The sequence below is a fragment of the Streptomyces sp. NPDC101152 genome (genome assembly GCF_044768275.1).
GTDB lineage: Bacteria > Actinomycetota > Actinomycetes > Streptomycetales > Streptomycetaceae > Streptomyces.
The window spans coordinates 64487-76966 of sequence record NZ_JBIWPO010000008.1 but is presented as its reverse complement, the minus strand read 5'-3'; the positions used below and the strand labels follow the sequence as shown (position 1 = coordinate 76966).

Genomic DNA, 12480 nt, shown 5'->3' with positions numbered 1-12480 from the left:
CGTGGGCGTTAGATTGACCGCTGAAGGTGGACGGAACGGCTGGTCAGGGAGCGAGGGTGATGGACAGCGACGGGACGCAGGACGCGCGGGGTACGCATGCGAATCCTGTGCCGCGGGCACGCTCGGCCGTGCCACCGAGGCCCACGCAGGCGCCGTCGGTGCCGCCGCTTCCCGACAGTTCGGCGTTCCTGACGTGGCTCAGGGCACCGCGACCGGAGGCGCTGCCGGGCGTGTGGCGCTTCGGGCACCGGCCCCGGGCGAAGGAGGAACCGGAGCAGATCCCCACCCGCCAGCTGATCAGCGGCGCGGTGATCGCCTTCCTCGTCGGCTGGTTGGTCTGGTCGCTGCTCCAGAACGGCTATGTCGGCGAGTGGTGGCTGCTGCCGTTCAAGCTGATCGTCCCGGCCTCCTGGCGCGGCGGGAGCAGCGAGGTCGTCAACTACCTCGTCTATGAGGGCTACGAGCTGCTCGTCGCCTTCCTCATCATGATCGCCGTCGGCCGCCTGGGCCGATGGGGTGAGATCTGGCGCCGTTTCGTCGCCCCGCACCTGCGCCGCAGCCCCGAGCGGGAGCAGGCGGTCCCGGCCCCGGCCGAGGACCCCGCCGAGTGGCCGCAGCTCCGTGCGGCCGGTGCCGTCGACGCCGCCGACCGGCTCGCCGCCGAGGCGCGGGCGGGAAGGATGCGGGACGTCGACCACGCGCGGATCGCCCGGGCCTGGCAGGGCGTGCGCAGCGGCCGGTTCAGCCTCGCCACGTTCACCTCGGCCGTGCTCCAGGACGGCGCCGCCGCCTGCCTGCACCCCTCCGGCGAACGCGACCTGCCCGCCCGCATCGCCCGGCACGACCTGCTCACCGGCCAGGTACGGCTCGGCACCACCGCCGACGATCCCCGCAATCCGTACGCCTACCGAGGCGCCGGTCTGGGCCTCGGCCCCGACCTGCTCGGCACCTCCCTCCTCGCCGTCGGACCGGCCGGCTCCGGCAAGACCGGCACGGTGGTCCGGCCGCTCGCCGAGTCGCTGTGCCTGCACGCCCTCGCCGGGCGGGCCGCGGTCGTCGTGGTCGGCGCGGCCGGCGCCGGGCTCGGACCGGTCGACGCCTACGACGTCGTCGTACGGATCGGGAACCCGGAGTCCGTGTACGACCTGGACCTGTACGGGGGGACCGCCGACCCCGACGAGGCCGCCGCGGTGCTCGCCGAGGCGCTGGTCGGGGACCTTGCCGACCCGCACCCCGGCGGTGACGGCCGGCGCTCGACCACGGTGCTGGCCCAGCTGCTCGGCCCGTTCCGCGCGGTCCACGACCGCTTTCCCTCCGTGCCGGAGCTGCGGCAACTGCTCGACGGGGCGCCCGGACCGCTGGACGAGCTGCGCACGGCGCTGCAGGGCTCCGGGCAGGAGTCGCTGATCCGGGAACTGGACGCGCGGGTGCGGCAGTCGGGGCAGCCCGGCGATGTGGCGCCGGTGCTCGCGGACCGGGTGGCGCTGCTCGACCGGCCCGCCTTTGCCGGGTTTTTCGACACCTCGGGCCAGTCGAAGCCCTTCACCCTCAAGGCGCTCGACCATCCGGTGCGGGTCCGCATCGACCTGCCCGAACGCGGGCACGCGGACGCCTCGCGGATGCTCGCGCGGCTGGTGCTGGCGCAGTTCACGGCGAGCGTGGCGGCCCGGGAGGACCGGTCGCTGTTCGCCTGCCTGGTGCTGGACGACGCCACGGGTGTCGTCACGCCGGAGGCGGTACGGGCGATCCAGCGGCTGCGGTCGGCCAACGCCGGCGTGGTGCTGACACTGCGCACCCTGGACGACGTGCCGAGGCCGCTGCGCACACCGCTGCTCGGCGCCACCGGGTGCCGTATGGCCCTGTCCGGGCTCACCCCGTGGGACGGGCAGGACTTCGCCGAGGTGTGGGGCAAGGAGTGGATCGAGGCGCGGGACGTCACCGACCGGCAGATCATCGCGGAGACACCCGCCGGGAAGGCCCTGCACATGCTGCGGCGGGTGATCACCGGCAAGGCGCCGACCCAGCGCGCCGTCACCGTCCGCCAGGTGGAACGGGAACGGTGGTCGGCGTCCGAGCTGGCGCACGGCGTTCCGCCGGGGCACGCGGTGCTGTCACTGACGAACGTGAAGGGAGAGCACGCGCCGCCCCTGCTGGTGGACCTGAGGGGATGAAGCCGACGAGCTGAAGCCGACCGTACGTCGCGGCGGAATCGGCATAGGCTGCTCATACACGGCGGCCAACCGATCACAAGGACCACGGCGCCCCCACAGACCTGAAGGCCCCATGCCCCCGACGCTCGCCTCGCTCGTCCACCACTCCGCGCTCAAGCTGACCGTGCGCGCGGGCGAGGACCGTCTGGACGTGCCGGTCCGCTGGGCGCACGTCAGTGAACTCGCCGACCCCGTGCCGTACATGGAGGGCGGCGAGCTGCTGCTGATCACCGCGCTGAAGCTGGACGCGGAGGACCCGGAGGCGATGCGGCGGTATGTGAAGCGGCTGGTCGGGGCGGGGGTCGTCGGGCTCGGGTTCGCCGTCGGCGTCAACTACGAGGAGATTCCCGCCGCGCTGGTCGAGGCGGCACAGGAGGCGGGGCTGCCCCTGCTGGAGGTGCCGCGCCGCACGCCCTTCCTCGCCATCAGCAAGGCCGTCTCCGCGGCGATCGCCGCCGACCAGTACCGGGCGGTGACGGCCGGGTTCGCCGCCCAGCGCGAACTGACCAAGCACGCGCTCGCCGAGGGCCCGGAGGGGCTGCTCGCCGCGCTCGCCGCGCAGGTCGACGGCTGGGCGGCGCTGTACGACGCCTCGGGCGCCGTCGTGGCCACCGCGCCGGAGTGGGCGGGACGACGGGCCGCGCGGCTCACGGCGGACGTGCAACGACTGCGCGACCGGCCGGCACCGGCGTCCTCGGTGGTGGGCGGCCCGGAGAACGAGGACCGGGTGGAACTCCACTCGCTCGGCACGGGCCGCGGGCCCAGGGCCGCGCTGGCGGTGGGGACCGCGTCGGCGCTCGGCACGGCGGAGCGCTACGCGGTGCACTCGGCGATCGCCCTGCTCACGCTCACCACCGAACGTTCCCGCTCCCTGCACGCCGCCGGGCAGCGCCTCGGCGCGGCCGTGCTGCGGATGCTGCTCGCCGGCGAACCGGACCACGCGCGCGCCGTCGCCGGTGACCTGTACGGCGGTCTCCTGGACGCCCCCTTCAGGCTGATCGTCGCCGAGACGGCCCCGGCGTCCTCGGCGCGGGCCGCCGCCGACGGCACGAACGGCGATCCGCTGGTCGCGCTCGCCGAGACCATGGAGTCGGCGGCGGCGCGGGCCGGGGAGGCGCTGCTGGTCGTGCCCGAGGGGGAGCGGCTGGTGGTGCTCGCCTCGGACGAGGGCGCGGCCCTGGCGGCCTGCGGCGCGTACGCGGCGGCCGTGGAGGCCGCGCGGTCCGGGACGGCCGCGGAGCAGCCGGGCGGCGAGGAGGACGAGCTGGTGGTCGGCGTGTCGGCGCCGGTCGGCCCGATCGCCGCCGCGGCCGCCTACAAGCAGGCCGAGCAGGCCATATCGGTCGCCCGGCGCCGGGGCCGCGTCCAGGTGGCCCATGAGCAGTTGGCGTCCGGTTCGGTGGTGCCGCTGCTGGCCGACGACGCGGTCAGGGCCTTCGCGGACGGCCTGCTCCGCCCGCTGTACGAGCACGACGCGACCGGCCGGGGCGACCTGGTGGCCTCGCTGCGGGCCTGGCTGTCGCGGCACGGCCAGTGGGACGCGGCGGCGGCGGACCTCGGCGTCCACCGGCACACCCTGCGCTACCGCATGCGGCGCGTCGAGGAGATCCTCGGCCGCTCGCTGGACGACCCGGACGTACGCATGGAGCTGTGGCTGGCACTGAAGGCGACGTCGTCGGAGTAGCCGCCGCAATCGGCGTCTGCCAAAGCGGAGCATCAACCCCTGGGACCACTACACCCCGGACAAACGCACCCCCGCCCCCGCCGCCCTACCGTGGACCCGAACCCCTGTACACCCGACGGAAGGGCCGGGACCCCTGATGACTTCCACCACCGCCTTCTGGCTCGCCGGCCGCCAGGTCACCGGCGAGGACACCTTCGACGTGACCTCCCCGTGGGACGGCCGCCTGGTCGGCAAGGTGAGCGTGCCGACCGACGCGCAGGTCGAGGAGGCCGTCGCCGCCGCACACGCCGTACGCGACGAGTTCGCCGCGACGCCCGCGCACGTCCGCGCCGCCGCGCTGGACCACGTCAGCCGCCGGCTCGTGGAGCGCACCGAGGAGATCGCCCGGCTGATCTCCGCCGAGAACGGCAAGCCGGTCAAGTGGGCGCGCGGCGAGGTCGGCCGTGCCGTCTCCGTGTTCCGGTTCGCCGCCGAGGAGGCCCGGCGCTTCAACAGCGGCGAGGCCCAGCGGCTCGACACCGACCTCGGCGGCCAGGGCCGGCTCGCGCTGACCCGCCGCTTCCCCAAGGGCGCCGTCCTCGGTATCGCGCCCTTCAACTTCCCGCTCAACCTCTGCGCCCACAAGATCGCCCCGGCGATCGCGGCCGGCGCACCGATCATCCTCAAGCCGGCCCCGGCCACCCCGCTCTCCGGCCTGATCATCGGCGACCTGCTCGCCGAGACCGACCTGCCGGCCGGCTCCTGGAGCATCCTCCCGGTCGCCAACGACAAGATGCCCGCCCTGGTCCAGGACGAGCGGCTGCCTGTCATCTCCTTCACCGGCTCCGACAAGGTCGGCTACGCGATCATGGACTCGGTCCCGCGCAAGCACCTCACCCTGGAGCTCGGCGGCAACGGCGCGGCCGTCGTCCTCGGCGACTACGCGAGCGACGCCGACCTCGACTGGGCCGCCACCCGTATCGCCACTTTCTCCAACTACCAGGGCGGCCAGTCCTGCATCTCCGTCCAGCGGGTCATCGCCGACGCCTCGGTGTACGACCGTCTGCTGCCGCGTATCGTCGCCGCCGTCGAGGCCCAGGTCACCGGTGACCCGAGCGACGACAAGACCGACGTGGGCCCGCTGGTCAGCGAGGACGCCGCCAAGCGCGTCGAGGCGTGGGTCAAGGAGGCCGTCGAGGCCGGCGCGACCCTGCTCACCGGCGGCGACCGCGACGGCGCTTCCTACGCGCCGACCGTCCTCACCGACGTACCGGCGGACGTGACCATCTCCTGCGAGGAGGTGTTCGGTCCCGTCCTGACCGTGCAGAAGGCGGACGGTGAGGACGCGGCCTTCGCGGCCGTCAACGACTCCAAGTACGGCCTCCAGGCAGGTGTGTTCACGCACGACCTGCAGGCCGCCTTCCGCGCCCACCGCGCCCTCGAGGTCGGCGGCGTCGTCATCGGCGACGTCCCCTCCTACCGTGCCGACCAGATGCCGTACGGCGGCGCCAAGCAGTCCGGCGTGGGCCGCGAGGGCGTGAAGTTCGCGATGGACGACTACACCTACGAGCGGGTGCTGGTGCTGACCGGGCTGGCTCTCTGAGCCCACGGCTCCGGCCAGACTCTAGCTAATGGGAACCATTTTCACATAGGCTCCCCGAAGGGGCCCGGCACCGCTGCCTTCCGGTGCCGGGCCCCTTCTTTCGGCCGGCCTGCTCCGGACCCTCAACCGGAGAAGCCGACCCGCGCGAGCCGCAGCGGGCCGCGCAGCCTGATGTGCACGTCGTGCACGCCCTCCGCGGCGATCGGGGCGCCGAGCGTGGTGTAGTCGTACGGGCCCGAGGTGGGCGCCTGCGCGCCGAGTTCGGCGAGGACCGCGCCCCCGTCCAGGGACAGCTCGACGGTGCCCTCGCCGGCGACCGTCACCGTCACCTCGGTGGCGCCGTCCCCCAAGTCGCAGTCCCGGTAGACCAGTTCGGCGATCCGGTTCGGCTCCGGCGTCACCGCGTCGCCCGCCGCCTTCGTCCGGTCGACGATCGCCGCCCCGCTCTGCTCGTCGAAGTCGGCCGCCTCCAGCCCCCGCGGCAGCACGGGACGCGGGGCGCCGGGCTCGCCGTCCAAAACCACCGTCGTCCGCAGCCGGACGTCCTCGCTGGAGGCGCCGGCCAGGAGCTCGTAGGGGCCAGGCTCCAGACGCCACCCGCCCCGCGCCACGTCCCAGAACGCGAAGGCGGACAGCGGGATCTGGAAGCTCAGCTCCGCCTTCTCGCCCGGTGCCAGGGTGATGCGACGGTGCGCGATCAGCTCCCGGCGCGGCCGCGGCACGGCCGGCTCCACGGCGCGGGTGTAGAGCTGGGCGACCTCGTCGGCCGTCATGTCACCGGAGTTGGCGACCGTGAAGGACACGTGCAGCGTGCCGTCCTCCGCTCGGCCGGTCAACTCACCGTAGGAGAAGGTCGCGTAGGACAGGCCGTGGCCGAACGGGAACAGGGGCGTGCCCTCGAAGTACAGGTAGGTCTGGCGGCCGCCGATCACGTCGTAGTCCAGCAGGCCGGGCAGGTCGGCGTCGCTCTCGTACCAGGTCTGCGGGAGGCGGCCGGCGGGGGAGACGTCGCCGGACAGGACCCGGGCGAGCGCGGTGCCGGCCGCCTGGCCGCCGTGCGCGGTCCACAGCACCGCCGGGAGCGAGGACGTCGGCACGGTGTAGGGGTACGCCGAGACCAGCGCCAGGACCGTGCGCGGGTTCGCGGCCCGGGCCGCGCGCAGCAGCCGCTCCTGGTGCTCGGGCAGGCGCAGCGTCGTACGGTCCTCGGTCTCGCGGCCGTTGATGTGCGGGTCGTTGCCCGCCACGACCAGGACCACGTCCGCCTGCTCCGCGGCCCTTCTCACGGCCTCCTCACCGCGTTCGGCGACGATCAGCTCGAAGATGTCCGGATTCCCGTCGGCAACCTTCACTCCGTCGGCGGTGACACAGACGTGGCGACCCGTGCCGACATGCCTGAGGAGGTGGCCGTTGTCATGGGGCTCGAGGCGGAACGTCTCCTGGACGACCCAGCCGCCGGGCTGGTCCGCCGAGGCGCGGACGTAGCCGTCCTCGGCGACGGAGAGGTACCGGCCGTCGGGCGCGCGGAGCGTCAGCAGGCCCTCGCCCCAGTCGACCAGGGCGAGTTCGGTGCCGGCCGGGTCGGTGGTCAGCGGCGGGAGGTCGGTGCGGCCGGCGAGGAGGGCCGGGTCCAACGCCCCTTCCGCGCCCCGAACCTCGTCGTCGGCCTCGGCCTGCGGCACATGGAGGAACTCACCCGCCGACGTCCTCAGGCGCACCCGGTCCACGCCCTCCGAGAACTCCACGCGTTCGGCGCCGAACCGCTCGTACAGGCCCTCCAGGGGAGTGGAGCGGTGGATCAACGTGCCGCTGTACCAGTCGAGTTTGCACTCGTCGGCCAGCAGGCCCACCACGGCCACGCGGGTGTCGGGGGCGAGCGGCAGCAGGCCGTCGTTCTTCAGCAGCACGATCGCCTGCTCCGCCGCCTCCTGGGCCAGCGCGCGGTGCGCCGGGGTGTCGAACTCGCCGGTGGTCGCGTGCGGGTCGTGGTGCGGGTCGAACTCGCCGAGACGAAACCGGACGGAGAGCTGTCTGCGCACCGCCGTGTCGATGTCGGCCTCCGTCAACAGGCCCTGCTCGTAGGCCTTGCGGACCCGCCCGACGATCTGTGTGCTGTCGGTCCCGTGGTCGGTGAAGCTGTCGACCCCGGCGAGCAGCGCGGCGGCCGTCGCCTCCTCGTGGGTGCCGTAGTAGTGCTCGAAGTCGACCAGGTTCGAGGGCGCCCCCGCGTCCGAGCAGACCAGCAGGTCCTCCTGAGTCCAGGTGCGCAAGTGCTCCCGCAGGTAGGGGGACACGTGGTTGGGGCGGCCGTTGACCAGGTTGTACGCGGGCATCACGCCGGCCACCGCGCCCGCCTCGACCGTCTCACGGAAGGCGCGCAGGTCGTACTCGTGCAGGACGCGCGGGCGGACCGAGGACGACGAAGTGGCCCGGTCCGTCTCGTTGTTGTGGGCCAGCCAGTGCTTGAGGACCGGCGCCGTGCGCCAGTACGTCGGGTGCTCGCCGCGCAGGCCGTGGGTGTACGCCGTGGCGATCGCCGAGGTCAGCTTCGGGTCCTCGGAGTAGCCCTCTTCGTTGCGGCCCCACAGGGGGTGGCGCAGGAGATTGACCGTGGGCGACCAGACGTTGAGGCCCACGCGGTCGTCGGTGGCGCGCATCGCACGGACCTCTCTCGACACCGCCTCGCCGACCCGGCGTACGAGATCGGTGTTCCAGGTCGCGCCGAGTCCCACGGCCTGCGGGAAGACCGTCGCCGGACCCATCCACGCCACACCGTGCAGGGCCTCCTGGCCGGTGCGGAAGGCGTCGATGCCCAGGTGCTCGACGGCGGGCGCGAACTGGTGCAGGAAGGAGATCTTCTCGTCGAGCGTCAGCCGCTCCAGCAGGTCGTCGATGCGCTTCGCGAACGGCAGCTGCGGATCGCGGAACGGCGGGGTGTGCGGCGCGAGTTCGGTCACGTGGGGATCCCCTTGCGATGGAGCGACGGAACGCTTTCGAAGCGCTTCGATGCTCATTCGACGGATGGGCGGGTGTCAAGACACGAACACGGTTACTTCATGCGCCGCATAAGAAGAGGTCGTCTGTGCACGCCCCGAGGAATCTTGGAATCGACCCTTGTGCACCCCCAGGCGTTCACCTAACCTCACAGCAACATCGAAGCGCTTCGACTACTGGGTGCCGCCCGCAGTCGTCGAAAGGTCGCTTCAGCTCAGCCAGTTCCACTCGAGACACCGCAGCCGACGGCCTACCGCCGGGTGTCCTGGTGCGCCACGAAGGGTTGACGCAATGACGCCGAACGCCGCTTCCCCCTCCACGGGTCCGTCCGGTCCGAGCCGGAGAAGCTTCCTCGCCTCGACCGCGGTCGCCACCGCGGCGGTCGCCGGCGGGATGCCGCTGCTCGCCGCCTGCGGGGGCTCGGAAAGCGGGTCGGGCGGGGGCACGACGTCGGGCAAGAACGCGAAGAAGATCCTCCCGACGTACGTGGCCAGCAGCGTGGTGACGCCGGACATCCCGTCGAAGAACGGCTCGTCCATGGGCTTCACCGGCAAGCTCGACGTCGCCACCCTCAAGACGTCGGTGCCCGACAAGCTGGGCAAGGGCGGCAAGGTCACCATCATGTCGCCGTTCTGGGGCTCGCCGCCGAAGCAGAGCTGCGCCTACTACACCGCGGCCAACGCCGTGATCGGCGTCGACGTCCAGTGGCAGAACCAGGACGGCAACACCTACGACCAGAAGCTCGGCGCGGTCCTCGCCTCCAGCGACATCCCGGACGTGGTGGTCATCCCGGGCTGGAACATGACGGCGAAGATACCCAGCGCCATCATCGGCAAGTTCGCCGACCTCGGCCCCTACCTGTCCGGCGACAAGGTCAAGCAGTACCCGAACCTCGCGGCGATCCCCACCGACGCCTGGCAGCGGTCCATCTTCGGCGGCAAGCTGATGGGCCTGCCGATGCCGGCCTCGTACGTGCAGAACATCGTGCCCCTGTACCGGCAGGACATCTTCGAGAAGCAGGGCTACCAAGTCCCCAAGTCCGCCGACGAGTTCATGTCGCTGGCCAAGGAGATCACCAGCGCCAAGGCCAAGCGGTGGGCCTGCGGGGACATGAAGTGGACCGCGTTCAACACCTTCGGCGTGATCAGCGGCGGCGAGAAGTCGCTCAGCTGGACCATGGTGGACGGCAAGATGACCCACCGCATGGAGACCCCTGAGTACCTCGAAGCGCTGGAGTGGACGCGCAAGCTGTTCGCCGCCGGGTACGTGCACCCCGACTTCCTCCTGGGCAAGAGCCAGGCCACCGACCCGACCGCCAAGTTCGCCTCCGGTGAGTTTCTGATCTGGAACAACGACATCTCCAACTGGTACGCCCAGCAGGCCATCCAGGCCGCCCAGAACCCCAACTTCAAGATCTGGGGCATGGACCTGTGGGGCCACGACGGCGGCAACCCCGTCCTGTGGGCCGCGAACCCGGCCGGCATCTTCGCCTTCATCAACAAGAAGGCCTCCGCGTCCGTCATCCACGACGTGCTGTCCGTCGCCAACGTCACCGCGGCGCCCTACGGCACCAAGGAGTGGATGATGACGAACTACGGCGTCGAGGGCACCGACTACACCGTGAAGAACGGTGTCCCGGTCAAGACCGACAAGGGCAACAACGAGGTCATCAACGCCTACGTCATGGTCGCGAGCCCCGCCGCGACCATCGCCCACCCCGACTTCCCCGACTACACCAAGGGAATGGTCGAGTGGCAGCAGCGGATGGGCGCCTTCACCAAGAAGTCCTCCTTCTGGGGCCTGCAGGTCGTCGAGCCCAACCGCTACACCAACCTCACCAACGACATGGAGCAGCTCGAGGACGACATCGTCCGCGGCCACAAGAAGATCAGCGACATGCAGCAGTACATCTCCGACTGGAAGCGCAAGGGCGGGGACCGGCTGCGCGACTGGTACAAGAAGCTCCTCGACGACAACGGCACAGCGGCGAGCTGACCCCGGCACCGAGGCAAGGAGAACCGCCGTGTCCCACAGCACGGTGCCTCGGAGCAGTGCCGAGGCCAACACGCCGGTGAAGCACCAGGAGGCGTCCCACGCCGCCACCGGCTCCCGCGAGAAGAAGGTGCCGGACAAGCTCAGCCTTGGGCTCAGGTTCCGACGTGACCGGCTCCTGATCCTGATGACCGTGCCGGCCGTCGTTCTGCTCCTGGTCTTCAACTACCTGCCGATCCTCGGCAACGTCGTCGCCTTCCAGGACTACGACCCCTACATCAGCGACAACGGTGTCGTCGCGATCCTGCACAGCCCCTGGGTGGGCCTGGAGAACTTCCAGCAGATCTTCGCCGACTCGGCGTTCTGGAACGCGGTGAAGAACACGCTGGTGCTCTTCTTCGTCCAGCTCGTGCTCTACTTCCCGATCCCGATCCTGCTCGCGCTGCTCATCAACAGCGTGGTGCGCCCCCGGGTCAGGGCGCTGTCCCAGGCGATCCTGTACCTCCCGCACTTCTTCTCCTGGGTGCTGGTCATCGCCGTCTTCCAGCAACTCTTCGGCGGGGCCGGGCTGCTGTCGCAGCTGCTGCGGCAACACGGCCACAACGGGCTGAACATCATGACCGACCCGTCGACCTTCAAGTTCCTCATCACCGCGCAGAGCGTCTGGAAGGACGCCGGGTGGGGGATCATCGTCTTCCTCGCCGCCCTGGCCTCGGTCCCGCCGGACCTGTACGAGGCGGCGGCGATGGACGGCGCCGGGCGCTGGCGCCGGATGTGGCACGTCACCCTGCCGGCGCTGCGGCCCGTGATCGCCCTGCTGCTGGTGCTGCGCGTCGGTGACGCGCTGACCGTCGGCTTCGAGCAGATCCTGCTCCAGCGGGACGCGGTGGGACCGGGATCCGGCGAGGTGCTCGACACCTTCGTGTGGTGGAACGGCGTCCGCAACCAGGACTTCAGCTACGCGGCCGCCGCAGGCCTGATCAAGGGCGTCGTCAGCATCGGGCTGGTCCTCGCCGCGAACAAGGTGGCCCATCTCATGGGCGAGTCGGGGGTGTACAAGAAGTGAGCGCCGTCATCGACAAGCCCGTGCTCGACCCCGCGGCGGCCAAGCCCGGCCGGTGGGCCGCCCCGCCCCGCCCGGTGTGGGAGGAGGAGCCCGGCAAGGTCGGCGTCGCGAGCAAGGGGCTGGTCCTGGGCCTCGCCTGCCTGGGCGTCCTGTTCCCGCTCTGGATCGTCGTGGTCACCAGTCTGTCGTCCCGCAGGACCATCAACGAGGCCGGCGGACTGGTGATGGTGCCCAAGGGCATCACCTTCGTCGCCTACAAGGAACTGCTCAGCGGGGGCCAGGTCACCCGGGCCGCGATCATCAGCGTCCTGATCACCCTGGTCGGCACGTTGTTCTCGATGGCGGTGTCCGTGCTGTGCGCGTACGGGCTCTCGCGGTCCGGGTCGCTGGGGCACCGGTGGATCCTCATGCTCCTGCTGGCGACGATGTTCTTCAGCGCCGGGCTCATCCCCACCTATCTGCTGGTGCAGTCCCTCGGACTGACGGACAGCTATCTGGCACTGATCCTGCCGAGCGCCATCAGCGTCTTCAACATCCTGGTGCTGCGCGGGTTCTTCATGGGGATCTCGCAGGAACTCGTCGACAGCGCGCGGATCGACGGCGCCGGGGACTTCCGGATCCTGTGGCAGATCGTGATGCCGCTGTCCCGGGCCGTGCTCGCGGTCATCACGCTGTTCTACGCGGTGGGGTACTGGAGCGCCTGGTTCAACGCGTCGCTGTACCTGAACGACCAGAACATGATGCCGCTGCAGAACGTGATGATCCAACTGGTCCAGAAGCAGCAGGCGCCGGTGGGCCTTGGGCAGGCGATCAGGACGGGCCAGCTGTCCGGGCTGGCCGTCCAGATGGCGGTGATGGTGATGGCGTTGCTGCCGGTGGCTGTGTTGTCGCCGTTCGTGCAGCGGCACTTCAAGAAGGGGATGCTGACCGGGGCGGTCAAGGGGTGAACGGC

At 71.2% G+C, this 12480-nt stretch carries 7 protein-coding genes; 6 read left to right on the top strand and 1 reads right to left on the bottom strand.

From position 1 onward, the window contains the following. Window positions 1–59 precede the first annotated feature (59 nt). The 3 genes from ACIRVK_RS13130 (at window position 60) to ACIRVK_RS13120 (ending at window position 5476) form a co-directional block, all read left to right on the top strand. Window positions 60–2171 (top strand): ATP-binding protein, encoded by a 2112-nt coding sequence (locus tag ACIRVK_RS13130; RefSeq protein ID WP_404246246.1) that lies wholly within the window; start codon window positions 60–62, stop codon window positions 2169–2171. Between the two features lie 112 nt (window positions 2172–2283). Then, window positions 2284–3894, top strand: a complete 1611-nt coding sequence (locus tag ACIRVK_RS13125) for a PucR family transcriptional regulator (RefSeq protein ID WP_404246244.1) — start codon at window positions 2284–2286, stop codon at window positions 3892–3894. A 136-nt stretch (window positions 3895–4030) separates the two neighbouring features. Further along, entirely contained in the window at window positions 4031–5476 is a 1446-nt protein-coding gene (locus tag ACIRVK_RS13120; RefSeq protein WP_404246242.1) for an aldehyde dehydrogenase family protein, read from the top strand. 122 nt (window positions 5477–5598) lie between these two features. Here ACIRVK_RS13120 and ACIRVK_RS13115 read toward each other — a convergent pair whose 3' ends face one another. Then, complete coding sequence (locus ACIRVK_RS13115; RefSeq protein ID WP_404246240.1) at window positions 5599–8433, bottom strand: glycoside hydrolase family 3 C-terminal domain-containing protein; 2835 nt, start codon at window positions 8431–8433, stop codon at window positions 5599–5601. A 328-nt stretch (window positions 8434–8761) separates the two neighbouring features. Here ACIRVK_RS13115 and ACIRVK_RS13110 point away from each other — a divergent pair, with 328 nt between their 5' ends. Genes ACIRVK_RS13110 through ACIRVK_RS13100 form a run of 3 tightly spaced genes read left to right on the top strand, consistent with a single transcriptional unit; the run spans window position 8762 to window position 12475 of the window. Next, window positions 8762–10465: an extracellular solute-binding protein gene (locus ACIRVK_RS13110; RefSeq protein WP_404246238.1), complete on the top strand. Its 1704-nt coding sequence runs from the start codon at window positions 8762–8764 to the stop codon at window positions 10463–10465. Between the two features lie 28 nt (window positions 10466–10493). After that, window positions 10494–11528 carry an ABC transporter permease gene (locus tag ACIRVK_RS13105; protein WP_404246236.1) on the top strand — a complete coding sequence of 345 codons (1035 nt, stop codon included), beginning with the start codon at window positions 10494–10496 and terminating at the stop codon, window positions 11526–11528. Next, complete coding sequence (locus ACIRVK_RS13100) at window positions 11525–12475, top strand: carbohydrate ABC transporter permease (protein ID WP_404246234.1); 951 nt, start codon at window positions 11525–11527, stop codon at window positions 12473–12475. Before ACIRVK_RS13105 ends, ACIRVK_RS13100 begins: the two co-directional genes overlap by 4 nt. The last annotated feature ends 5 nt before the right edge of the window (window positions 12476–12480 follow it).